Consider the following 22231-nt stretch of genomic DNA (forward strand, 5'->3'; position numbering starts at 1 on the left):
AGGCATACGTCTCTCTCAGTCTCATCTTTTATACAGAAAGGACTTTAATGCTTAACTCAATGGAATTAAGTCAGAAGCTGGCTTTGTTACGTAAAGGACTTATTCACTATTCTTCCCCCCCCCCCCCTTTTTTTTATCAAACTTTAGGCTAATCATCCCATCATCCCTTACCTGACGATTTGGTAAATCGGTAGATGGAGATAATTGTTCTGTTTAGTAGTGCCAAAACAAAGCACATTCACTATTACGCAACAAGGCCGACCAAGTTAGGTATTTACTCGCCAATAAACCAGGGAACGAATCGCTCTCAGACAAGAACTTGATGATTTATGACTATCCATACGGCAGCATAGACATTTAATATTTAGGGCGTGTATATGGTCTCCTCCATCATTGCAAGGATAATTGTGGATTTTAAGGCATTTGACAATTTAGAAGTCATTCGTCAGGGGGAGGTTGTAGAGAATAAGCGATTAAGTGAAGTATTAAAACTAGCGAGGCTTTAGCAAGAACAGATGGAGAATGAGGGGTAGAGAGAGCGCAGGTCTAATTCACCTAGGCGGCAAGAACAACATCGACAAGTCAGTCTGAACTTAACAGTTTTAAATTCAATGAAAGAGGAAGTAGTCACATAACTGTATGACATTTCTAACTTGTGGAGCTATGTGACATTTAAAAACTTTTTAAAACAACAAGTTATCATTTCCTTCAATTTATCTATATTATGGTAAATGACTACTTTTGCTATCAAAAATAACGCTTTTGCTCTCAATCCTTTCGTTAAGGCGTGTTTTCATCACTCTTTGATGCACTATCACGGTCTTTATCCGCTGAAACTTTGCGACACTTTTCGTGCATCAAATAGCCCAAATGAACGACTATACGATAGACATAAAAAGCCCCTAAAAGGGCGTTTTCATAGTTTTCTATCTAGACATCGCTTAAGCGTGTTTAAACCCTAGATCGAGTTTGAAACCACAAGCATGAGCATAGCTGACTAGGGTTTTAAGGCTTGGGTTTGCTCGACCAGACTCCAGGCGCGAAATATTCGGCGCTCGCGTTCCCATCTTCTTGGCCACCTCGTCCTGAGTCAGACCTGACTTTTCTCGCATGGTGATCAGCGTGCTAATCAGTTCAAACTCATCGCCCAGCTCGTCATACGCTGCTTTCACCTCTGGGTTTTCAAAGGCTTTCTGTTTCAGTGCTGATAAACTCATCGTTTCACCTCTTTCATTCTCTCTCGAGCCATTCGATCTCTTTCTTTGGAGTCTTATTCGACTTCTTCACAAAAGCTCTAAGCACGTAAACATGCTGACCTTTTAGATAACAAAACAAGCCTCGACCGATCCCCTCTTGTGCTTTGGCTCTGATCTCAAACAGGCCATCACCACATCGATTCCGTATGTGGCGGCCCCAGATTAGCCCCATGCATTTCAATCAGCTCCAGGAGCTTAATCATTCGCGCTTGGATTTTTGGCGGCATTGATAGGATCTCATCTTCAACACCGCTATGAAAATCCACTGTCCAAGCCATTCGTCTTTACCGTTCTTATTATCATATATGATAGGTCACATTACCACCACTTGCACGAAGTTCAAACCATACGTCACAAATATCACACTCCCGCGACACTCCCGCGCTGAGCAGCGCGATCAGAGTCGAGAGAGCCATCTCTCATTTCGTAAATTTCGGGAGTATAGCCCCCGCTATGTACGACTCTTGAAATCGTCGATACATAGCGGGGGCTATGGCTTAAGCTCATTTAACGCACATTTTAATAAACATATTGCTGACAAAATAGCCGATTGTTACACTCTAAGTGTAAGTATGCGATTAACGACCGCTTTGAAGTCGTTAGAGTTTTTCCCAAAAGGGCATGCCGGTTTCTCATAAAAACCGAGACTCAAGAAGAAAACTTGAGTATCTGGAACCTGCCAGTTAAAACAGAGATCCACATTTGGATAACTGACACTCCACAGCGAAAAGAGTCGAATTTATCACGTCACGATAACGCTTTTTCAATGCGATATTGAAACGAATAGCCTAGCAATATAAGGCTCTAGAACTAACCAGTCTAGTCAATACCATGGTTCGATATACAGGTGAGAGCGGTCAGACCTAAGCAGCGTTAATGCTTAAACAGTGGCGAATAGGCATTCAGTTGTCGCTGAACTCGATGAGAGTCAGTAGTTCTTACAGCACAATGGAGGTGGTTTGTGTTTGATGCACACCAAGAAGCGGAATCACTCAGACAGCAAACCCGCATAATACGAAAACGATCATATAGCCGCAGAAAGTCACGACTAGACCAATACAAAGGTGAACTTCTCGCCTTGCGCCGTGAAGGTTGTAGTATTGCAGAGCTTCAACGCTGGCTTAGAAAAAGGCGTATCAAGGTTGTTCATTCCACCGTCGCCCGATGGTTGGAGCAGCAAGATGGGTAAATTTGCCAGCCCCGCAACACAAGCGGCCAGTGTCATGAAAGTCGTTCAAGGGCAATCTCTCGCATCGGTTGGCACTGTTCGTAACTATGAACAAGCTCTAACTCGTGTTGCTGAATATGCTAAAGAGCAGCGCATCGATGGCGGACTAAGAGGTTTAACTCCCACACAAGCAATTCTTTACTTAGAGCAGCGTGGTGAACAAGTGGGACAAAAGGCTCTCGATATGGAGCGTCAAGCAATACAATGCATGATGCACCACGTCACAGGCCACCTCGAAACATCTACCCCTCTGCCGGTGATCAAATCAGAACAAACTCAAGCTCTAAGCTCTCGGGCTTACACACCAGATCAAGTAAGCCTTGTATCTCAGCACCAAAGTGAAAAGCACAGCCTTGCCACCCAGCTGGCACACGCTTGCGGACTCAGAGCGCACGAGTTACTGACATTGCGTCCTAGAGAAGAACGCTTGCCCGATGAGCGCCCTACCCTAGAGAGTAAGTGGAGCGGTCGAGACGGAAACCTTTACACCGTAGAGGGAAAAGGCGGTTTGGTGCGTGACGTTCTCGTTCCTCATGGTTTAAGCCAGAAATTAGAGGCCCTACGTCACGAAACACCACAACACACCACCGATAGAGGTGTTCACTATACCAGCCATTACGCCATAGGAGCCGGTCAGCCCTGGAGCAATTCATTCTCTGCAGCTGCAAATCGATGTCTAGGATGGTCTGAGGGAGCGCATGGTCTACGACACAGCTATGCCCAAGAGCGAATGCATGAACTACAAAGCTCAGGGCTTTCCAGAGAGCTTGCATTAGAAACCGTTAGCCAAGAAATGGGGCATTTTCGCCCAGAGATTACAGAGGTATATCTGCGATGAGATGGATCTTATTTGTCGCCTTGATCATTGGTCTGTTGTATTTAGGTGATCATACGCATCAATATGTCAGCGGGTTATCCTTGATTGAAATCGGTCATACAACCGACCAAATACAAGAGGGCTGGCAATTCTGGAACGGGAAAACAGACTCTGCTCAATTTGCCCCGTTCTATAGCAAAGTGGACGGTTGGAATATCTTTGTTCAGCTATGGCCAGCCGCAGCAAGTTTAGGCTTACTTTGCGTGTTACTTCTTCCAATGAGCATTTATCTCTTTGGTCGCCTCTCTAGCCAAGAGTTAAAGGCGGCCAAACAGAAAGCAGCAGAAGCCCAAAAACAAGCCAAAGAACGCATTTCGACCGCAGAGAAAAGAGCATTGAAATACGCTCGCTCTGAAGTTCAAGAGCAGATGGACAGAGCCGAACAAGCAGAACAACAAGCCCAATATCGAGAGGCTAAGGCCCAAGAGTTGGAGAGCAGTTTGCAGCAAAAAATCGAGGCTATCCGATGGCAAGCTCAACAAGCGATCACGACTGCCAATCAAGAAACGGCAGAGTTACACAAGCAGCTGGCGATCACAGAGAAAAGAAAGAAGAATGCCGCGGCTACAGCTGAACGTAGAAGAAGAAAGTTAAATAAAACAAGCTCATAAGTTTTTAGCTGATGGTCTCTCTCTGGGTAAAGAGGGGGATCCAAGATGATCTCTACGCTCTTTAAAGGGGTCTGAAGCCCAATGGAACGAAAACGTACGCTAAGCTTCTTACCCCGCTGAACGCTCACCTGCCAACTTCTTAGCAACGCGAATTACTGTACGATCCGAAACGTTGGTAAGTTTTGCGGTATCACTAATACTCAGCTTGTTGATAACTCGTAGCTGATAGATTTTTTCGTGTAGATCTGAGTCAGCTTGCCGCCCTCTGTATTTTCCTTCCTCTTTGGCTTTCTTTATTCCTTCAGCCTGACGGCGGCGGCGATCTTGGTAATCTTTTCTCGCGATAGCAGCTAGCATATCCATCATCATGCTATTTATAGCTTTGATCATCGATCCGGTAAATTCATCGGTGATTTGGGGAGAGAATGCGATATGACTGGTTGGCAAATCTAAGCTAATCACTTTGAGTTCTTTTTCATGCAGCATTCCTTTTAATGTGAACCAGCTTTTCTCATCCAGACGAGAAAGCCTGTCTATCTGTTCAATGATGATTGCATCGCCTTTCGCGGCATCATCAAGCAAACGAAGAAGTTCAGGTCTTTGCAGCGAAGCCCCTGATTCATTTTCTATGTACCATCCGGCTATGCGGAATCCTTTATCCTGTACAAACTTCTGTAAGGTGCTCTGTGCTCGCTTCGCGTTTTGATCGCTAGTTGATGCTCTAAGATAGCCAAAGATGTACATAATCTGCCCTAAGTGACATTTAAGTAATGATCTAACGTGGTGTGCTATATAGGTTATGACAAATATATTAAAACTGCCACTTTTAATCTGTGATCATGGGGTATAGTTCATTGTCATATAAAGATCGTGATTTGATTTTGAATTTTAGTTCACTTATTATTAGTGTGTTAATTATTCACACATGTAGGTGGAAATATGTCACGCACAACTAGTGTTACGATTGGATCTCAGCTAGATGATTTTGTCGGCCAACTCATAGCGACTGGTCGCTATGGCTCAACAAGCGAAGTCGTTCGTTCTGCATTGCGGCTACTCGAAAGGCAAGAGAAACAAACCACGGCTCTAAAAATGGCGATTGAGGCAGGAGAGCAGAGTGGTCAATGCTCATTATCACTTCATGACATTGCGGCTAAAGTAAAGCAGAAACACAATGTATAAGCTTTCCAACCTCGCCGCAGAAGACTTTGAGCATATCTTTGAATACACTCTGTTGAACTTTGGCATAGAGCTAGCGGATGCTTATACAGATAGTATGAATGACGTTTTGCTAACGCTTTCAGAACAACCTTTGATGGGTTACGAGTGCCCAGAAATTGCCGAAGGGCTTCGCCGCCACGATCACCATAAACATGCTATTTTTTATCGCCCACAGCCTCATGGTGTTTACATAATCCGTATTCTTCATCAGCAAATGGAACCATTACGGCATTTCCATCCAGACATTTATTAAAACTACAAATCATTAGATAAAGTTAGAACAACGTCGATAAATTAGGCAGGAATATTAAAAAGATGAATGATGTTATAACCATAGATAGTCCGACGACTACTGGGGGTAAAGTTATTTCAGGAAGTGGTAGAGTCAAGATTAATGGAAAAGCTCTTGCGTTAATTGGAGATATGGCTACCTGTACATGTGGTAGTAAAAGCTGTCGAGGTCAAGGTCCCATTATCAAGAAGACTCCTCGAAACGCGAACCTAAATGGTCAGGATGTTGCACGGGTAGGCGATTTTGTTGATACCGGTTGCGGCAGTTGTTTTCTATTGCCCAGCAGTCATCAAGTTGCTTTGAGCACCTCGATGGCAACGTCACTCAACATGAGCGGTGGCGTAAATATGGGTAATGGAGTCAACATCAATATGGGTGGCGCAGGAATGGCTATGCCATAAGTCTCTTCGGCGATAGTCGCTAAGCAGAGTGTTAATTCAGCTATGCAGCCGAGTGTGACTTCTGCAAGTCACCCAGAAAACTCATTAGCGAATACCTCTTCTTCTCTCCCACCGTATCTGACAGGAAATTATCCCCAGTCACAAACTGAACCTACTTATCCTATCTACAAAAACACGCGAATTTTTCCAGATCAGCAAGTTAGAGACTTAATGCAAGCGAACAATCACTATGTGATGTTATTAACGCTTTCTGAGAGCTTTGATTACTTACAAACCGAAGGCTGGAAACAGACCAAACAAGCTTGGGTCGAAGCCACCGATACCACTCTTGAGCAAATCATGATCAACTATGGCCCGAATGGAAAGATGTTGTGACGACTTGAGGTATCGCGCACATGTCCCCGAAAAGTTCGTTCTTCATTTTATGGCTGAATTAGGCCACAGAAGAATTGCTATCTAACTCCACGTCTGATGATAATGGGTGAACACTTTCGAGCATACTTTCCAGGTTCAGCATGTCTTCTCTTTCTTCGAAAACATAGTGTCCCGTCAATTGAATATGCCCCAAGCGACTGGAGAGATATTCGATAGTAACTCGATTGCCTCGTCATTTTTTTGCTTCTAGAATCGCTCTACAAGGCCGGATAGCAATGCTGAATTGTAGTAGATGATGCAGTTGGTAATCAGGCGGGCACAATCATTCCATTGCGCAATCTGGAAGTCACTTCCACCCCGCAACTGCTCCCCGTTGAGGTTACCTATTGCACGGCGAAGCTGATAGTAGGCTTCCCCCCTGTTCAGTGCCAGCTGAACAAACTGCCTCAAATCTTTTCTGTCGATATAGTCAGCATGTAAAGGCACTTAATCAAGCGGTCATATTCTCGAAGCGCGGCGAGCGTCCGGCTACCGCGTTTACTGTTTGACAGCTTGCGGATGATGACGTGTTGTTCCGTTGATTTTCGGCTCAGAGAGCAGATGATATGTTGGATTCGGCCCCACTCCTCCTTAATGAGTTTTACTCGAATGGGCTTTTTAAGCTTGATATCAAGATCCCCATCTATGTTTACCTCAAACAGGTTTTCAAAAACATGCTTGAACTTGGCATATCGGGGCGAAAACTGGTAACCGAAAATATCCAGAACAGCGAAGTTCACATTATTGGCACCGTGATTGTCGGTAGCCAGAGACTTGGGCTGGATGTCACTGCTGTTGTTGTACAGTAGGTCGAATGCGTAGTGCCCTTCGTATTCATTGGCCGATATTACCGTCGTATTCAAAGGTACATGATTTGACACCAACGTCATGGCCGAAACCCCTTTTCCTTTACGGAAATATTTTGCTGAGCACCTGGTTTTGAATGTATTAATACAGCACGCATGCTTCTGCCCATCAATACTGCCAAACGGGGCAGATTCATTGATGGTGTAATGGCGGAAAATGGGAAGTCTGGCGAGGGCATTAGAAATCAGTCATTGGCAGCTCGCAGTATACCGATACTTCTGTCTGATGAAGAGGCAAGGCAGTGCAGGCCGTAGTTTGCTCCGTTCCCAAAGATACAGGCAATAAGATCGTGACTTCTCGCTTCAGTATTTCTTTTTCTCGATGAGAGGCCAAGATACCCGGTCTTTCGGTTGACATAGTTTATGATGTCAATGATCCCCATATGCTGAACTTGGCTGTATACGGGGTTGTCGAGAGGCGTTTTCCAGCGGCGATTTTGTATCTAAACATCATGTTTTCTATCCGGATTAGCAATAGCACTTACAATTAATACTTACAATTATTATTTACTATTATTAATTACATATTTGCAGTGATTCACAAAAAGCTCACGGCTAGAGCGTGCACCAGTAATTTCCATCGCGAGCTTTATCACAGCATGTTCATGCGGATTGACTTTCATAGAATGAAGGCCAACGCGAGGATCAAAGGCATTACCTTCACTTGATTCAAGATACGCCTCGAGTTCGCCAGGACTCATCCCATCAATCTTGGACTTTTCTGCTTTCCAATCTGCCAAATACTTCTCTCGATGCTTTTTTTGAATAGCTTGAGTTTTCTGCTTGGTTTCAGCTTCGAGCTGAGCGCGAATTTCACGAGACGATGATAGCGCTTCACGTTCGGTCGACTTTTCAGTTTTCTTTTTAATAAGGCTCATAAGATCACCTCATGTAAAAACGCGCTAATTTCGTTTCTCGTTCTCGATGTATCACGCTGCTCACTAAAATCTTCAAGCATAGGCATAACCCATTTGATCGGAGTTAAACCACGCTCTAGAACGGTGGCTTTTCTAGCTTGTAGCGCTTTGCTGTTCTGACGTGTTTTGGTGAACACTATTTGTGATTTATCTTTAACCCCAAATTCATCTAAACGAGCCAGAATGAAGTCCAGCTCTTTAAGATCATTCACTCCCGTGTTCATCGGGATCACAATTAGTGATTTCACATCAGCAGCAGCTTTTAACAAATCCACATTGGCCGCAGTAAATGCCCCCGCAGTATCGTAAAGGAAAAAATCTGCTTGTTCGTTCTCTATTAGCGTTACGTGTTCCTGTTGGTCGGTATTATCGACATGGACGCTGTATCCCAGTCGTTGCAGCTCCAAAGAGCTAAATTCACAAAGCGTAGATTTGGAAACTCCACCTTTAGTATTGAAAAAGATAATATGCATTAGCTCACCATTAGTACATGCAATTTGTAATTACTAATTGTATGTATCTTTTTGTTCCCGTCAATTACAACTTTATTAAACATACTCTCAGCGTGACTCGTCACACCTTTACTAGCTCGATTTCAATTTCACCTTCGTTTCACTGCAAAGTCGTCACGTAACAAGAAGCCCCGCAGGGATAAGCGATGCGCTTGCGCAAGCGAGGCACCAAGCCGTTCGATGTAGCTCAATAGAGCACGAGACTATATCGGCGCGGTTAGTTACACAGGAGATTGTTAAATCTTGCCTTACCATCCTGCTAGACATCGCGAAGCGAAAGAAGGCTAGGTGATTAGGTTGAATTAAACACTAAAGGTTAAGTGTTGGTTCCACAGGATAATCGTAATTCTCGAAAGGATGACGGTCGGATGACAAAAGAAATGTTCAACGCTGCCAGCTACAGCGAGAAGCGAAATAGTTTGTAATAACTTAATGCTGCAGTTGTGGGGCCCGTTAAATTGCTTAACTTTGTTCTTATTGGTTAATAAAGGGCTTAAATAGCAATTTAATGGGATGTACTTTTATATCTGTAGCAAAGCGAAAGAGATAATAAGCCTCGCCTTATGGCGGGCTTATATCCTTCTCTTTAGAGAAGCGGCTAGTTCAGAGATTACTTTCGAGGTTATTTTCCATTTAGGAAGCAACAGTATGAAGCAAAGGGTAATAAAAGGAGAAAGTAAGACGAGAAACAGGATCAATCGGATTATTGTTGTTTATTTTTTAAACAACAATAAACATTGAATGTAGCAAAGCCTCCGTAATATAGCGGATTCAAATAAAAGGAGGGATTACGTTCGGGGTTCTAGGATAGCTAACAGTAATTTGTCAAACTCAGCGCCTGACGTTAAACCATGCTTAGCTTTGATCTCGCTCTTCGCCTGGTACACGTATACAGGCGGTAATTGCGTCTGTAGCCGCCTTAGGCGGATTTCAGTATCACTAAGCTGTGGTTGCTTGCGTTGTTCACTAACGTGCTTATTCGCTTCTTTTAAACGATGATGTGCATCCATAACACGCTTAGTGTGCTTGTTTTCTCCGGTAAACTCACGCTTTAAACGGACCAACAAGTTACGTAATGATGGACGATCCAGCGATGCTATACGATCAGATTCAGCCAGGCGCAACACCTCAGCCTGGCGTTTCTGCTTGGCTGTTTTAATGAAGCCATTTTTTTCTTGCCATTTTCGCGCTTGACTTAACATAGATCTGGTATCTTCCATTGTTAAGCCAAAGCCTTTAAAAAAGTTAGGCTTAAAGAAAATACGTTTCGCTTTGTTGGTCTTGCTTTCCTGGTCAAACTCACGCACAACAACAATCATGTCGGCCGCTTCAAAGTCATCAACAGCACCATGAACCGGATCACAAGCTTTACGGCCATGGCGATACTGACCGTTTTCGCCATCATAGCCGGCTTCATATTCGTGAAGCTGGCCAATCATTCGCGCAAGTTCTTCCACGCTAGCCTTAACTTCAAATAAGTAAGGTGCATCCGGATCATAATCTGCGCGGTAAATCATTGCGCGAGCTAGTGCATCAAGCGTTTGTTCACGCTCCAGGCGGATAGATGCTCTGCGTGGGGCTATATATTTGGTTTTCCATGTACCGTCGGCCAATTTGCGACGTTTAAGAGTTGCGCCTTCTTTCCGCAATTTGCGGATAAACCGATTACGGTTCCAGTTATGGCCAGATAAGAGGGCATCCAAGCGTTTAGCTGTTGGATGGTTAACCATAGGTATGTCAAACCTTGGCATATGTCTGCGCCAAGGTCCGTGTGTTACTTCAATTTTGCATGTGGGTACAGCCGCAGAAACATTCAATTCCATTTCAAGAACCTTAAAGCTTGATAATTAGGCTCGTTACCCATAGAATTGAATTTGGCTGATTCAGTTCTTCACGTTTGGCGATGTGTTGAGCAACGAATTAATTGATAAGACTTCGGTCTTATCCGGGAAGGGAGGCTGTGGCGGCCTCCCTTTCTTGTATCTGGGGTCTATCATAGCTACACAACCCCATTCGATCAATCTCACAACGCCATGTTGTGACATTTTGTACTTTTTCTTAAACACTTATCAGGATCTTTCGTCCTAATAAACCCTTCAGAACTAGCAAATTCGACCATTACCAAACTTCCGATAATATCGCCATGAACATCGAACACACGGTTTAATGCCCTAGAGAACTTTTGTACTATCGTCATTGACTTATTGATTATCGTTTCTTTCAGTGCATTCTTATTCTAGATTTAAGTTTATTAAGGAAAGACTTAATCGTGGTTAGTCTCATTTAACACTTTATATACTGTCGAGCGTGCAATCCCCAGCTGTCGCGCAATGTCAGTCGCTCCTACACCTTGAGCATACAATTCGTTGAGCCGCTTTCTATCCACTGTTCGTTTACGTCCAAACTTAATCCCTTTCAATTTTGCTTCTATTCGCCCTTCATTGGTTCGTTCTAGTATCCGGTGGCGGTCTGCTTGGGCAACTGCAGATAAGATAGTGACCACCATCTTTCCCATTTCGCCTTCAGTGCTGATCCCATCATCCAGAAACTTGATGGTAACACCCATTTCATCAAATAGTTTGATGAGGCTGATCATCTCTGCGGTATCACGGCCTAGTCGCTCCAGCTTCTTGCCCAAGAGAGCATCACCTTCTTCCACTTTCATCTGAAGTAATTCGAGTCCTTTTCTCTCATTGTTGCTGCCGGACGCTTTGTAGCTAAAAATTCGGCTCGGCTTCACGCCAGCACTTTTTAGTGCCTTGAGCTGAATATCGAGGGATTGTTGACTGGTCGATACACGAGCATACCCAAATAATCTCAAAATCGTCTCCTATATCGAATAGTGGATAATGCATGTCTACTATCTCGTTTTTTCGATTAAATAGACACTCATAAGTATCTGTTTTATGGTGCCCGATAAATTATAATATTTCATACAGTTGCGAGTTTGTTAAATTTTCAGTATCTAGGAAATTGCTGACTGTTTGGTTCTCTGAAAAAATTGCGCAATATATGGATACACCTCACAGCTAAATTCGGGCACAACTCAGGCAACACTTATTGAAAAAATTTCTTTGCGACACTTTCTTAAAAATGAGAAAGGCTTTTGTGTAAATTACGCCTAAGATTAATTTACAACCTCAGTCATTTAACTATTTAGCATGAATTTAGTTTAAATGAGACAAAACCACCAATTAGGAATAAAGTATGAAAAAGCTCAACATTCTTACACTAGCATTTGCTTCTGTTTTATCTTCTGCTGCCTTTGCAAATACTGGCACTGTAAATTTTTACGGCTCAATCAGTGATATTACTTGTGATTTCACTGCAGAAGAAAATGGCGCACAAACTAACAACGTTGATTTAGGTACTTGGACCGTTGCTAATGTAACAGGTGATGCAACTACCGCTGTAGATTTTGCTCTAGTAGGTAAAGATCCTGCAACTGGCGAAGCTTGTACTACTACTGGCGCGACAGATGTTGATATTACTTGGCTACCAGCAACAGGCGCATGGGATGCTTTCGGTCTTCAGAATACGGGTTCTGCACAAGGTGCAGCCGTAAAACTAATGGATAAAGATGGTGCTTCATTTAACACTGTTAACTCTACAGTAACTTACTCTCTTGCTACTCTTACTGATGGCCGTCTGCCATTCTCAGCTCAAATTGTTAAAACTGCAGATCCTGTAGTAGCAGGTACTGTTGTTGCTTCAGCTTCATTTACCGTTGCTTATAAGTAATTGTAGATTGGTAGACTATAAGGAGGGTATATACCCTCCTTATATTAATATATGAATAAATTTTTTATAATTTTCACATTGTGTTTATTTCCTTTCTTCTTATCAGGAAAGGAGATAACTAGCGAGTTAATAGTTACTGGAAATGTAGAAGATATAACTTGTGAGCTAATATTACCCAACGAAGCAATAAACTTAGGATCTTATAATAAACAAAGTTTGTTTCTTGGGGAAACAGACACATTTAGTTTCGATTTTACATTGGATTGTACTGACAATACAAAAGCCTTTTCTCGCGTTTATGCTAACTTTCAAGCCCTAAGTTTTTCTCCTAGCATTTCAGCAAATACTATGTCTACAAATCTCAATGGTGTTGGTGTTGAGCTTGATTGGTACTTTTCTGGGGCCGAGGCATTTGGCTTTAGCCATAGAGCAAACTTTTTCTCTCAAGTTGTGAATCCAGATGAAATCCCGTTTGGCGTTTTAAGCTTTCCATTGCGGGTGAAATTAGTTCATATTGAAACGGTCCCAAAAGAAGATATTGAGCTTGGTGTAGCAAAAGCTGGGGTTTTAATCAGTATAGAATACACGTAATTTATAATAGGGATTATTATGTACCGTGACTTATATCTTCTTACTAACAAGGGACTTAATGGTTCACTTTTGTTTGACTTTTTTAAGTCTAAACTTAATTTAAGCATAACACTTATCAACACTAGCGAGCACGATTTCCTTTCAATTAAGGAAAATAGCATTATTCTTTTGGATTGTTCATTAGGTCATGAGTATATCATATCGTTATTAGCCAGACTAAAATATAACTCAAGCAACACTGCCTTGGCTTTAATTAACAGCAGTGATGATTTAACCGTAGCTAGGGCTGCTGAATTTAATAATTTATCCGGGGTGTTTTATAGTAACGATGATACATCCTTGATCTGTAAAGGCATTAAAGAAATATTGCGTGGTAATTTGTGGTTTAGTCGTGATTTTTCACAGCGTTATATTGAACATCTAAGAAAAAGTAAATATAAAGATCTTGAAGAAGATAATTTACTAACACCTAAAGAACGGCAACTTTTGTTACTTATATCTAATGGACTTTCAAATAAAGAAGTTTCAACAAAGTTAGGTGTCACTGAAAACACTATAAAAAGCCATATGTATAATATTTTTAAAAAGCTAGGTGTAAAAAGTAGAGTCCAGGCTATTGTTCGTGCTCAGGTTAAAAGCCTTATCTAGAGTAAGCTTTGCTTCCTAATTTGATTAACTTAAAAAGCACCTAACACGGTTGGTTGTTAAGCGATTACATTGTATTTTCTTAAGCTTAGACCTGATCCAAAAAGGGATTTATTTCAAACAAAATGGCTTTGTTGCTTAAATCGATGGAACTAAATCTATACCGAATTAACTTGAAGGTGTAGGCTTGAGAACCTGAAAATTATCATTAACTCGAGATGTCAAAGAGCCTGCGATCTCTGGAAGAATCACTGCAAAAAATTGGTCTATTGCCGCCTTGAAGTCCCGTTTCCTTTTGAAGTAAACGTTGTTCCTCGACTTCTCATTCATTATTTTCCATAGTCGCTCTATTGGGTTGAGGTTTCATTTAAAGCCAAAACCAGAGGAGCAATACAACACTTGGCAATTGATGCAACTGGCCTCAAGGTTTATTTTATCTAACGTAGCCGGTGCGGAAGTGCTCCCCAACTTACTCAAGCAGACGCGTCGTAAAATCATTGAGATATCAAGTGATGGCGCTTATGACACAAGGAATTGCCATGATGCGATACGGATTAAGCTAGCGGTTGTGCTTATCCCGCCACGAGAAGGGGCTGCACTCTGGGAACAAGGACACCCTAGCATGAAGCAATCTGTGCTCTTAAGAATGATACGCGAGCTCAGTGGAGACGGACTCTGGCTATCGCTATCGCTCTGATATAAGGTGCTAACTAGTGGTACGACAACGCTCCAAGTTGGTAAGGCTCTGGGAATGTCAAAGCCATTCGCAAAGCTATAGGAGGATAGTGCCAATTAGATACTAATCGGTAAGAACTGTAGACTAATAACGACCTTTACTTAATTTAATCAACAACGTAGCTTCATACTCTCAATCTTCGTTCTCGTAGATACCGGAATACAAAATAAGGGTCATAATATGTTTCATCGACTATGCCATCAAAGAATCTACTTACTTGCTTTTTTATTAACAGGTGCATCCTATTCTTTAGCGGAGGATATTAATATTTCTGTTGGTGGGAATGCTCTTGCACCAGTTGATTATTCCATTTCCACAGAGGTTACACCAGGAAGGAATATAGGGGTATCTGTAGGTATATCTACCACGCCTGCCAGCGCTGGAGGTTTTAACCCCTTCCGAACAACTGATACGATAACCCCAGGTCTAAACCTGTCTTTATCCGACTACTCTATTAAAGCTACTCTTTTGACCGGGCCAAATACTGGCAACGAGTTTTTGAATGCAGAGTGGGTGAATGGTGTGAATACTCTATGTACATCAAGTTTTATTACGCCATCGATCTCGTGTGACGACATTGATATGAGCTCTGTATTCTCTACAGGTGGCGGACTTTCGTTGGGAGAAGATTACAGGGTCGACATAAATGTGAGTGAAATTAGCATCGATGTCACTGCCCTATTATCACCGGGGACGTATCCGTTTATAATCGGATCTGCTGTTACTGCTTTTAACGAACTATGGAACCCTCTACCTTATCGAAACTTTACTATTAACCTAGAAGATAGGACTTGTACTATTACACCAATAGAAACCCTGTCTATGGGTACTTTACGAAAAGGAGAGGTTAAAACTTCCGATGTAAATCTGTTTTTTGATTGTGATGGTGCCCTTAGCGGTGCATCCTGGTTGTTTTCTGAACGAGATAATATAGCGCTTTCTGGGGTTAATATCGAACTTCTAGATAGCAGTGACACCCTGCTTACCGCTGGAACTCGCTATTCTGATGTTAGCATGCTTAATCGTTTAAGAGTACGAGCGAGCGCAAGTACAACCTCTTCTACAGGACAGTTTTCAAAATCATTTCTTTTTACCGTGTCTTATTTATAGGCCTTAGAATCTATCTTCAATAGGTGTTGTCTGAGTAAGTCAATACCTATTGAAGATATTGTAAATGAACTCAAAACAATACCTAATCCCTGATGCCCTTTGAGCAAAAATTGAGTATCTGCAACCTAACCTATCCACAAGACGAACCATCCTCTAGGAACACATCGAAAGAGAGTGGCTTTATTGCTTAATTCGGTTGGAAGACATGGCAGCCCAAAGCTGTTCGGTTATTAAACGATATACTGAGTTTTAGGCATACCTTGCCCTGTAAGCTTATTAAGCGCTTTGATCATTGCGTAAGTCTCGCCAACCTGAGCATTGTAATTTCTCAAGCTTAATTTCCCACCTAACAACTGTTTCATACGATACATTGCTGTTTCTGATAGCGAGCGTTTATGGTAGTCATACCGTTTTTTCCACTTATTGTTGGAGCCGTAGAGCTTCTGGCAACCTACTGCTAAATTGCGAGAATATCCTTGTTACCAGAATGCAGCCCCTTCTCTTGGTGGGATAAGCGCAACCGCTAGCTTAATCTGTATAGCATCATGACAATTCCTTATGTCATAGCACCATCACCTGATATTTCAATGATTTTTCGACGCGTCTGCTTGAGTAAGTTGGGGAGCACTTCCGCATCGGTTACGTTAGATAAATCACCCTCGCAATAAGCCTTGAGGCCAGTGGCATCAATTGCCAGGTGTTGTATTGGTTTTAAATGAAAGCTCAACTTCCTTAGCTCGGCTGCTTATACTGGTGTAGTGCGGGCAAGTAAGCGGGATGTTAGCCAAGAGAAAACCTTGTAACGCTCTCAATGGCATAGAGAAAATGCGTTTCACCATCAGTCCGGTAGTAATGGCTAAGTCGCTAAATCGGCGAGGTCAACCACGCTTGCCTTGTTTGTTTTGCTTCCACTCAGCTATCGTCTCCTCATCAATCCAAAAGATCAGAGAGCCACTGTTGATTAAGGCTTTGTTGTACTTCACCCAGTTAGTTGTTTTGTAACGAGGTTTAGGCATGGGGCTACTATTATTGATGGATGTAGCCGATCAGACTACGAAATCACAACGTTAGAACCGCTCGATGCAGGGGCAGAGCTTACACGGAAACTTCACCAATATAGTTATGCGCTGGGTGATTTATGAGGGGATCCTTCAGAGCTTAGCATAAGAATTACTCAATTGCAGGCGACGCCGTTATGGCCTAGTTTTAACCCTATGAGATCTCCTTATCGCTTTCGAACTATACATTTCTTTATCTGCTTTAATAATTCTATTCTCAATACTTAATGTACTATTATAATCTGAAAAGCATATACCGAAGCTAAATTTTAATTTATAAAGAACATCATGTTTATTATTTCTTCTTTCCACTTTCTGTTGAAATCGAGATAATAGATTAAACACGGAAATTCTTCCTTCACTTACATCATAAGGCACAAGTGCTACAAACTCATCCCCTCCCCACCGGCAAATAATATTATAATCTCCAAATACTTTCGATAACTCAAGTGAAAAAAGTTTAATCATTTCATCACCCTCGCTGTGCCCATAAGTATCATTAACTTCTTTTAAGTTGTCCAAATCAAAAACAATAATTGCGGTGTTAATCTTTTTTCTGTTGCAAACCTTTAACACTTGATTAGATAGTATATAGAACCCTCTTCGATTAGAAAGCATTGTTAATTGATCTAACATTGCCATTTGAGTCGAATTTAACTCTTGCTCTATTATTTCCCCTAGGTCACAAAGTAATCTACGCTCTAATTCATCAAAATTTCTCGGCTTAGTGTCAATCAAGCATAATACTCCTATATTGAAATTACTGCTTACCTTAATGGGGTAACCTGCATAAAATCTAATATTAGGTTTACCTATAACAAGAGGGTTATCAAAAAATCTTGGATCCTTAAATGTATCTGGCACCAAAAAGACATCTTTAGCATTAATGGCATGACCACAAAATGACACCTCTCTAGGAGTCTCACTTACTTCCACGCCTTGCTTTGACTTAAACCACTGCCTATTCGTGTCTACTAAGCTAAACACTGATATCGGAACATTAAATAGTCGCTTTGCTATTCTTGTAACCCTATCAAACCTTTCTTCATTAGCTGAATCTAGGATCTCTAATAGCTTTAAAGCGCGCAGGCGATCAACTTCATTATCAGGAATTTTCGGTGGCTGCATTATAACTATCTCATTGTAAAGTAATATACCAATCAAAATATATTATAGACTTTGCTGCGTGATTCGAAGGAGTTATTCAGTATTATTCATCCCCCTTATATCAAACCTTCGGCTGATTACCCCTTACCTGACGGTTTAGGAAATCGGTAGATGAAGATGATAGATCTGTTTAGTAGCAGCAAAACAGGGCATATTCACTATTACGCATCAAGACCGTTGTCATGCCATCATTATTCATGCATTAGAAAACGAGCTAAAACACTCTACGATGAGGGCGAATGGAAGGTCAAGAAGTATGGTACTGATAGGAAGCGCAGAGTCTGGCATAAACTGCATATTGCAGTTGATACACACACCCACGAAATAGTCGCAGCAGAGCTGAGCTTATCTAACGTAACCGATACCGAAGTACTTCCCAACTTGCTTAAGCAGACACGTCGTAAAATCATTGAGATATCAGGCGATGGTGCTTGACACAAGGAATTGCCATGATGCCATACGGATCAAGCGAGCTGTTCCGCTCATCCCGCCACGAGAAGGGGCAGCCTTCTGGGAACGAGGACATCCTCACAACTTAGCAGTAGGTTGCCAGAAGCTCTACGGATCCAACAAGAAGTGGAAAAAGCGGTATGACTACCATAAACGCTCGCTATCAGAAACAGCAATGTATCGTATGAAACAGTTGTTAGGTGGGAAATTAAGCTTGAGAAATTACAATGCTCAGGTTGGCGAGACTTACGCAATGATCAAAGTGCTTAATAAGCTTACAGGGCTAACTATACCTGAAACAATGATGATCGCTTAACAACCAGTTTTAGCTATGACCGAGAAACCTGAATAGCTCTTCAATAAACATGATGCTTCAATTTGGTTAAATTTCTTAAAAATGAGAACTCCTTTTGTGTAAATTACGCCTAGTCTTAACTATGAATCCAACTCTTTTAATTACTTTGCATTAAAAATGCAAACAAACCATTAGGAAAAAGTATGAAAAAGCTCAACATTCTTACACTAGCATTTGCTTCTGTTTTATCTTCTGCTGCCTTTGCAAATACTGGCACTGTAAACTTTTACGGCTCAATCAGTGATATTACTTGTGATTTCACTGCAGAAGAAAATGGCGCACAAACTAACAACGTTGATTTAGGTACTTGGACCGTTGCTAATGTAACAGGTGATGCAACTACCGCTGTAGATTTTGCTCTAGTAGGTAAAGATCCTGCAACTGGCGAAGCTTGTACTACTACTGGCGCGACAGATGTTGATATTACTTGGCTACCAGCAACAGGCGCATGGGATGCTTTCGGTCTTCAGAATACGGGTTCTGCACAAGGTGCAGCCGTAAAACTAATGGATAAAGATGGTGCTTCATTTAACACTGTTAACTCTACAGTAACTTACTCTCTTGCTACTCTTACTGATGGCCGTCTGCCATTCTCAGCTCAAATTGTTAAAACTGCAGATCCTGTAGTAGCAGGTACTGTTGTTGCTTCAGCTTCATTTACTGTTGCTTATAAGTAATTGTAGATTGGTAGGCTATAAGGAGGGTATATACCCTCCTTATATTAAATAATTTATAATTTATTATAGGTGTTTCGTAAGTCCATGAAAATAACCACAACAACAGTATTAACCTTATCAATTGTTGCTTGGGGAAGTCATGCAGAGTACGATCTTTCTTTTGTTAAAGATAGAAAGGCTGCTGAATTACTTCTTTCAGGCAAGGTTCCTAGTGGGCAATATTTAGTTGATGTAAAATTTAACAATCGTGACTTTGGACGGGACACTATTCTTGTTCAGCAACCAACAGATAAAGACAACCTTTGTTTGCCTAAAGGCCTTGCTTCTCGTTTAAATATTAACTTAGATAAGATTAATCACACATATGACAGTCAATTTGATTGTTATAATATCACTCAATTGGAATCGGCAAGCATAAGCCTTAATCTTCAAAGTATGACTCTATCGGTTAGTGTTCCTCAAGTTTACCTGAATGAAGAACATCAGCTAGAAAGTTGGGATTACGGTGAGACTGCCGCAGTTTTAAATTACTATGCTCGAACTAATAAAGGGTGGGGAGGAAATAACTCTCATTCATCATATGCTAATTTTGATGCTCGATTGAACTATGATCGTTGGGTTTTAAAATCTAACTTTGACCTCACATCAGGCAAAGGCTTGAATACTCCAGAGTTTACCTTATCGACAGCGGTAGAAGAGCTAAAGGCAGATCTTGAGCTTGGAAAAACAACAACACGTTCACAATATACACCAGATTTCTCTTTCCGAGGCGCAACGTTAAGATCAAATAGAGCAATGAAAAATAGCCACTATAGGGTTTACGCCCCTACTGTTAGTGGAGTTTTAAGCCAGATCTCAACAGTTACCATTAAGCAAGGCGAGCGTGTTTTATACTCTCAAACTTTACCGCCAGGTGAGTATGTCATTAATGATTACAACATCACTAACAATGGTGAAGTTGATATTATTATCGAGGGCAGTGATGGTAGCGTTAAATATGAAAAACTCCATGTCTCCCTTGTTCCTGGTTTATTAAAGGAAGGAGATAAAGAGTTTAACGTTTCAGTGGGAGAAAGGGAGCAAGACTTAAGTGGTCTTTTTGGATTCGGTGAGTTCAATTACGGATTTGAAGCTGGCACTTTGTCAGCAAATGCACTAGTTCACTCGAAATATAATAACTTTGGTCTTGGTTATGCACTACCAATGGGGCAGTTTGGTGCAATATCAAGTAGTATTAACTTATCATCTGCGACTTATGACAAAGGCTCATTCCAACCTAATTTTGAGAAGACACAAAAAGGACTTAGCTTTTCCTTTAAATATGCAAAGGATATCAGTGAATCAACCAACCTACAACTTTTGACTTATCAGTACCAAGACGAGGGGTATGTTGACTTCCATGAATTTGAACCCGAAAACAGCCATCAAAATAATCAACGTAGAAGTCGTTATGAAGCAAGCTTAAGGCATAAGATAGGTGATAGTTACTTGACTTCATCTTTATGGTTACAGGACTATCGTGATAATCGTTCATCTGAATCTGGTGCAAGTGTCTTGTTATCAAAAACATTTCAAAACAATGTCGGTATTAGCATTCAAGGTTATTATCAAAAGAACCAGTTCGATGAAAATTACGGGACTTCTGTTGGAGTAAATATCCCGTTCGACCTATGGGATCAACCTCAATTTTCAACTACGACAGTCTCTTATGATAATAACAATAACGCTAGCTTATCAACCGCTGTGTCGATCAGGCCGAATGATAATGTTTCTTATCAGCTATCAAGTACGATAGCAAATGAAGGTGAAATCACAGCTAATGCAAGTACAAACATTAAGACTTCTGTTGCAAGATTAGGTATGGGGATTTCTACCGCAAGAAGTAACACTGCGGCTTACGCTAATGTATCAGGTAGCTTTATCGCTGCAGATAATGCAGGCTTAGCGTGGGGACCGGATCGTGTTAATACTATTGCTATCGCACATGCTGACTCTTTAAAAGGCATTACGTTTAATCGTGGTATGTCTGATACCAATGTATTTGGTAATGCTCTAATACCGCTTACTGACTATAGAAGCAATGAGGTGTATTTAAACACCAGTAAAGTACCGTTAAACACTGAATTCCTCAATGGGTCTAAGAGTCTGTACCCAACTGAAAACTCTGTGCATGTGCTAAACTTTGATTACTTAGACATCAAGCGTTATATCTTAAAAGTAAAAGATAAAAATCAAAATTACCTAGATTCAGGCATTGTAATGAAAGATGAAGAAGGTGCTATTGTTGGTACAACAACAACCAGTGGAGTTCTTATTGCGACAGTATTAAACGATAGTAGCAAGCTATTAAGTGACCATTGTGTAATCGACCTATCTAACTTAGAAAGTGGTGAGAATGTTATCCATGAAGTTCAATGTAATTAATGTAAAGAATTCGGCTTTAGTTAGCCTAATGGCTATATTTGTGAGCTTTAGCTCTTCAGCAGCCTTCGTATTAAATGGGACTCGTGTCATTTATCAAGAGGCAGCAAATGGTGCTACTGTGGTCGTTAATAATCAAGCTAAGTCGGATTATGCTGGTCAAGCTTGGGTTGACAGTTTTGAAGAAGGGGATAATACAACCTCTTTTGTTAGCATTCCTTCTTTTTTTGAGGTCAAGGCAGAAACGAAGCAAGTCTTAAGAATGGTTAAGGTAAATAATGACTTGCCTAGTGATAGAGAGTCTATATTCTGGCTTAATGTACAAGAAATCCCTAAGGCAGACACCTCAGCAGCAAACAAAATTGTTATTGCGATAAACACAAAGGTGAAGATGATTTACAGGCCAGAAGCGCTTGCAACATCACGAAGAGACGCGGAAGCAAATCTGTATTTTTATCTAGATGAAAGCGATGGCAAAGTTAAGCTGAAAAACCCAACTCCTTACTACTTTTCTATCAAAGCTTTACAGCCTGAAATCGATTTAAACTTAGTGAGCGGAACACTCGCACCGTTTTCAACTGTGGATATGCCGCAATTTAAATCTCTACCAAAAAGCATAAAGATTTCGGCAGTGGATGATTATGGTGCAGTAAATGAGTATACATTAAAGCCTAAGGACTAACAT

At 41.3% G+C, this 22231-nt stretch carries 23 protein-coding genes and 6 pseudogenes; 16 read left to right on the plus strand and 13 right to left on the minus strand.

Going from position 1 to position 22231, the window contains the following annotated elements; translation table 11 throughout:
• Positions 1 to 941 precede the first annotated feature (941 nt).
• Genes D8S93_RS23320 through D8S93_RS25115 form a run of 3 tightly spaced genes read right to left on the minus strand, consistent with a single transcriptional unit; the run spans position 942 to position 1534 of the window.
• Positions 942 to 1217 carry a helix-turn-helix domain-containing protein gene (locus D8S93_RS23320; RefSeq protein WP_029794903.1) on the minus strand — a complete coding sequence of 92 codons (276 nt, stop codon included), beginning with the start codon at positions 1215 to 1217 and terminating at the stop codon, positions 942 to 944.
• A gap of 13 nt (positions 1218 to 1230) precedes the next feature.
• The gene (locus tag D8S93_RS25110; protein ID WP_227484023.1) at positions 1231 to 1428 is read right to left on the minus strand and encodes a type II toxin-antitoxin system RelE/ParE family toxin; all 198 of its coding nucleotides are present in this window, start codon (positions 1426 to 1428) and stop codon (positions 1231 to 1233) included.
• Entirely contained in the window at positions 1385 to 1534 is a 150-nt protein-coding gene (locus D8S93_RS25115) for a hypothetical protein (protein WP_227484026.1), read from the minus strand. The genes D8S93_RS25110 and D8S93_RS25115 overlap by 44 nt, the downstream gene beginning before the upstream one ends.
• Before the next feature lie 822 nt (positions 1535 to 2356).
• Here D8S93_RS25115 and D8S93_RS23335 point away from each other — a divergent pair.
• Together D8S93_RS23335 and D8S93_RS23340 are read left to right on the plus strand one after the other, a co-directional pair.
• On the plus strand, positions 2357 to 3322 hold the full coding sequence (locus tag D8S93_RS23335) for a site-specific integrase (protein WP_227484024.1): 966 nt from the start codon (positions 2357 to 2359) through the stop codon (positions 3320 to 3322).
• Positions 3319 to 3972, plus strand: coding sequence for a hypothetical protein (locus D8S93_RS23340; protein WP_152815809.1), 654 nt, complete (start codon positions 3319 to 3321; stop codon positions 3970 to 3972). Before D8S93_RS23335 ends, D8S93_RS23340 begins: the two co-directional genes overlap by 4 nt.
• 108 nt (positions 3973 to 4080) lie before the next feature.
• Here D8S93_RS23340 and D8S93_RS23345 read toward each other — a convergent pair whose 3' ends face one another.
• Positions 4081 to 4716, minus strand: coding sequence for a recombinase family protein (locus D8S93_RS23345; RefSeq protein WP_152815812.1), 636 nt, complete (start codon positions 4714 to 4716; stop codon positions 4081 to 4083).
• A 195-nt stretch (positions 4717 to 4911) separates the two neighbouring features.
• On the opposite strand from D8S93_RS23345, the gene D8S93_RS23350 reads away from it, so the two are divergent.
• The 4 genes from D8S93_RS23350 (at position 4912) to D8S93_RS23365 (ending at position 6261) form a co-directional block, all read left to right on the plus strand.
• Entirely contained in the window at positions 4912 to 5154 is a 243-nt protein-coding gene (locus D8S93_RS23350) for a type II toxin-antitoxin system ParD family antitoxin (protein WP_152815815.1), read from the plus strand.
• The gene (locus D8S93_RS23355; protein WP_152815818.1) at positions 5147 to 5446 is read left to right on the plus strand and encodes a type II toxin-antitoxin system RelE/ParE family toxin; all 300 of its coding nucleotides are present in this window, start codon (positions 5147 to 5149) and stop codon (positions 5444 to 5446) included. The genes D8S93_RS23350 and D8S93_RS23355 overlap by 8 nt, the downstream gene beginning before the upstream one ends.
• Before the next feature lie 62 nt (positions 5447 to 5508).
• Entirely contained in the window at positions 5509 to 5886 is a 378-nt protein-coding gene (locus D8S93_RS23360; RefSeq protein WP_152815821.1) for a PAAR domain-containing protein, read from the plus strand.
• A gap of 54 nt (positions 5887 to 5940) precedes the next feature.
• A complete protein-coding gene (locus D8S93_RS23365; RefSeq protein WP_152815824.1) occupies positions 5941 to 6261 on the plus strand; it encodes a hypothetical protein in 321 nt (106 codons plus the stop codon).
• 246 nt (positions 6262 to 6507) lie between these two features.
• On the opposite strand, the pseudogene D8S93_RS23370 reads toward D8S93_RS23365, so the two are convergent.
• The 6 genes and pseudogenes from D8S93_RS23370 to D8S93_RS23390 all read right to left on the minus strand — a co-directional run bounded on the left by D8S93_RS23370 (position 6508) and on the right by D8S93_RS23390 (position 11416).
• A pseudogene (locus tag D8S93_RS23370) lies at positions 6508 to 7355 on the minus strand (Tn3 family transposase).
• Positions 7345 to 7524, minus strand: a complete 180-nt coding sequence (locus D8S93_RS25120; RefSeq protein WP_227484025.1) for a hypothetical protein — start codon at positions 7522 to 7524, stop codon at positions 7345 to 7347. The pseudogene D8S93_RS23370 and the gene D8S93_RS25120 overlap by 11 nt, the downstream one beginning before the upstream one ends.
• A gap of 145 nt (positions 7525 to 7669) precedes the next feature.
• On the minus strand, positions 7670 to 8044 hold the full coding sequence (locus D8S93_RS23375; RefSeq protein ID WP_152815827.1) for a hypothetical protein: 375 nt from the start codon (positions 8042 to 8044) through the stop codon (positions 7670 to 7672).
• A complete protein-coding gene (locus tag D8S93_RS23380; protein ID WP_152815830.1) occupies positions 8041 to 8556 on the minus strand; it encodes a ParA family protein in 516 nt (171 codons plus the stop codon). Before D8S93_RS23380 ends, D8S93_RS23375 begins: the two co-directional genes overlap by 4 nt.
• 827 nt (positions 8557 to 9383) lie before the next feature.
• Positions 9384 to 10418 carry a hypothetical protein gene (locus D8S93_RS23385; protein WP_152815833.1) on the minus strand — a complete coding sequence of 345 codons (1035 nt, stop codon included), beginning with the start codon at positions 10416 to 10418 and terminating at the stop codon, positions 9384 to 9386.
• Between the two features lie 440 nt (positions 10419 to 10858).
• Positions 10859 to 11416: a recombinase family protein gene (locus D8S93_RS23390; protein ID WP_152815836.1), complete on the minus strand. Its 558-nt coding sequence runs from the start codon at positions 11414 to 11416 to the stop codon at positions 10859 to 10861.
• A gap of 386 nt (positions 11417 to 11802) precedes the next feature.
• On the opposite strand from D8S93_RS23390, the gene D8S93_RS23395 reads away from it, so the two are divergent.
• Genes D8S93_RS23395 through D8S93_RS23405 form a run of 3 tightly spaced genes read left to right on the plus strand, consistent with a single transcriptional unit; the run spans position 11803 to position 13575 of the window.
• Positions 11803 to 12336, plus strand: coding sequence for a fimbrial protein (locus tag D8S93_RS23395; RefSeq protein ID WP_152815839.1), 534 nt, complete (start codon positions 11803 to 11805; stop codon positions 12334 to 12336).
• Between the two features lie 51 nt (positions 12337 to 12387).
• Positions 12388 to 12927 carry a hypothetical protein gene (locus D8S93_RS23400; RefSeq protein WP_152815842.1) on the plus strand — a complete coding sequence of 180 codons (540 nt, stop codon included), beginning with the start codon at positions 12388 to 12390 and terminating at the stop codon, positions 12925 to 12927.
• A gap of 18 nt (positions 12928 to 12945) precedes the next feature.
• Positions 12946 to 13575, plus strand: coding sequence for a response regulator transcription factor (locus tag D8S93_RS23405; protein WP_152815845.1), 630 nt, complete (start codon positions 12946 to 12948; stop codon positions 13573 to 13575).
• 165 nt (positions 13576 to 13740) lie between these two features.
• Here the strand turns inward: D8S93_RS23405 and D8S93_RS23410 are convergent.
• Positions 13741 to 13935 (minus strand): annotated as a pseudogene (locus D8S93_RS23410) (IS630 family transposase); the annotation flags it as partial.
• Between D8S93_RS23410 and D8S93_RS23415 the strand changes: the two are divergent.
• The 3 genes and pseudogenes from D8S93_RS23415 to D8S93_RS23425 all read left to right on the plus strand — a co-directional run.
• Positions 13927 to 14191, plus strand: a pseudogene (locus D8S93_RS23415) (IS5/IS1182 family transposase); the annotation flags it as partial. The pseudogenes D8S93_RS23410 and D8S93_RS23415 sit on opposite strands and share 9 nt — an antisense overlap.
• A gap of 297 nt (positions 14192 to 14488) precedes the next feature.
• A complete protein-coding gene (locus D8S93_RS23420; protein ID WP_152815848.1) occupies positions 14489 to 15418 on the plus strand; it encodes a hypothetical protein in 930 nt (309 codons plus the stop codon).
• A gap of 64 nt (positions 15419 to 15482) precedes the next feature.
• Positions 15483 to 15595, plus strand: a pseudogene (locus D8S93_RS23425) (IS5/IS1182 family transposase); the annotation flags it as partial.
• Between the two features lie 53 nt (positions 15596 to 15648).
• Here D8S93_RS23425 and D8S93_RS23430 read toward each other — a convergent pair.
• Positions 15649 to 16434: pseudogene (locus D8S93_RS23430) on the minus strand (transposase).
• Between the two features lie 177 nt (positions 16435 to 16611).
• Positions 16612 to 17604, minus strand: a complete 993-nt coding sequence (locus D8S93_RS23435) for a sensor domain-containing diguanylate cyclase (RefSeq protein ID WP_152815851.1) — start codon at positions 17602 to 17604, stop codon at positions 16612 to 16614.
• A 204-nt stretch (positions 17605 to 17808) separates the two neighbouring features.
• Between D8S93_RS23435 and D8S93_RS23440 the strand changes: the two are divergent.
• From D8S93_RS23440 to D8S93_RS23455, 4 genes and pseudogenes are all read left to right on the plus strand, one after another.
• Positions 17809 to 18409, plus strand: a pseudogene (locus D8S93_RS23440) (IS5 family transposase); the annotation flags it as partial.
• A 182-nt stretch (positions 18410 to 18591) separates the two neighbouring features.
• Complete coding sequence (locus D8S93_RS23445) at positions 18592 to 19125, plus strand: fimbrial protein (RefSeq protein ID WP_152815839.1); 534 nt, start codon at positions 18592 to 18594, stop codon at positions 19123 to 19125.
• An 84-nt stretch (positions 19126 to 19209) separates the two neighbouring features.
• Complete coding sequence (locus D8S93_RS23450; RefSeq protein ID WP_152815854.1) at positions 19210 to 21549, plus strand: fimbria/pilus outer membrane usher protein; 2340 nt, start codon at positions 19210 to 19212, stop codon at positions 21547 to 21549.
• The gene (locus D8S93_RS23455) at positions 21530 to 22228 is read left to right on the plus strand and encodes a fimbria/pilus periplasmic chaperone (RefSeq protein ID WP_193621665.1); all 699 of its coding nucleotides are present in this window, start codon (positions 21530 to 21532) and stop codon (positions 22226 to 22228) included. The genes D8S93_RS23450 and D8S93_RS23455 overlap by 20 nt, the downstream gene beginning before the upstream one ends.
• Positions 22229 to 22231 lie beyond the last annotated feature (3 nt).

The sequence above is a fragment of the Vibrio sp. VGrn 2 genome, assembly GCF_009361695.1.
GTDB lineage: Bacteria > Pseudomonadota > Gammaproteobacteria > Enterobacterales > Vibrionaceae > Vibrio > Vibrio diabolicus.

Excerpts from the sequence above, each read along its gene's own strand:
- D8S93_RS23435 (WP_152815851.1), bottom strand. The coding sequence starts at position 17,604 with ATGCAGCCACCGAAAATTCCTGATAATGAAGTTGATCGCCTGCGCGCT.
- D8S93_RS25115 (WP_227484026.1), bottom strand. The coding sequence starts at position 1,534 with ATGGCTTGGACAGTGGATTTTCATAGCGGTGTTGAAGATGAGATCCTA.
- D8S93_RS23355 (WP_152815818.1), top strand. The coding sequence starts at position 5,147 with ATGTATAAGCTTTCCAACCTCGCCGCAGAAGACTTTGAGCATATCTTT.
- D8S93_RS23450 (WP_152815854.1), top strand. The coding sequence starts at position 19,210 with ATGAAAATAACCACAACAACAGTATTAACCTTATCAATTGTTGCTTGG.
- D8S93_RS23360 (WP_152815821.1), top strand. The coding sequence starts at position 5,509 with ATGAATGATGTTATAACCATAGATAGTCCGACGACTACTGGGGGTAAA.
- D8S93_RS25120 (WP_227484025.1), bottom strand. The coding sequence starts at position 7,524 with ATGTCAACCGAAAGACCGGGTATCTTGGCCTCTCATCGAGAAAAAGAA.
- D8S93_RS23400 (WP_152815842.1), top strand. The coding sequence starts at position 12,388 with ATGAATAAATTTTTTATAATTTTCACATTGTGTTTATTTCCTTTCTTC.
- D8S93_RS23350 (WP_152815815.1), top strand. The coding sequence starts at position 4,912 with ATGTCACGCACAACTAGTGTTACGATTGGATCTCAGCTAGATGATTTT.
- D8S93_RS23340 (WP_152815809.1), top strand. The coding sequence starts at position 3,319 with ATGAGATGGATCTTATTTGTCGCCTTGATCATTGGTCTGTTGTATTTA.
- D8S93_RS25110 (WP_227484023.1), bottom strand. The coding sequence starts at position 1,428 with ATGGGGCTAATCTGGGGCCGCCACATACGGAATCGATGTGGTGATGGC.
- D8S93_RS23455 (WP_193621665.1), top strand. The coding sequence starts at position 21,530 with ATGAAGTTCAATGTAATTAATGTAAAGAATTCGGCTTTAGTTAGCCTA.
- D8S93_RS23380 (WP_152815830.1), bottom strand. The coding sequence starts at position 8,556 with ATGCATATTATCTTTTTCAATACTAAAGGTGGAGTTTCCAAATCTACG.
- D8S93_RS23320 (WP_029794903.1), bottom strand. The coding sequence starts at position 1,217 with ATGAGTTTATCAGCACTGAAACAGAAAGCCTTTGAAAACCCAGAGGTG.
- D8S93_RS23445 (WP_152815839.1), top strand. The coding sequence starts at position 18,592 with ATGAAAAAGCTCAACATTCTTACACTAGCATTTGCTTCTGTTTTATCT.
- D8S93_RS23420 (WP_152815848.1), top strand. The coding sequence starts at position 14,489 with ATGTTTCATCGACTATGCCATCAAAGAATCTACTTACTTGCTTTTTTA.
- D8S93_RS23375 (WP_152815827.1), bottom strand. The coding sequence starts at position 8,044 with ATGAGCCTTATTAAAAAGAAAACTGAAAAGTCGACCGAACGTGAAGCG.
- D8S93_RS23405 (WP_152815845.1), top strand. The coding sequence starts at position 12,946 with ATGTACCGTGACTTATATCTTCTTACTAACAAGGGACTTAATGGTTCA.
- D8S93_RS23385 (WP_152815833.1), bottom strand. The coding sequence starts at position 10,418 with ATGGAATTGAATGTTTCTGCGGCTGTACCCACATGCAAAATTGAAGTA.
- D8S93_RS23395 (WP_152815839.1), top strand. The coding sequence starts at position 11,803 with ATGAAAAAGCTCAACATTCTTACACTAGCATTTGCTTCTGTTTTATCT.
- D8S93_RS23345 (WP_152815812.1), bottom strand. The coding sequence starts at position 4,716 with ATGTACATCTTTGGCTATCTTAGAGCATCAACTAGCGATCAAAACGCG.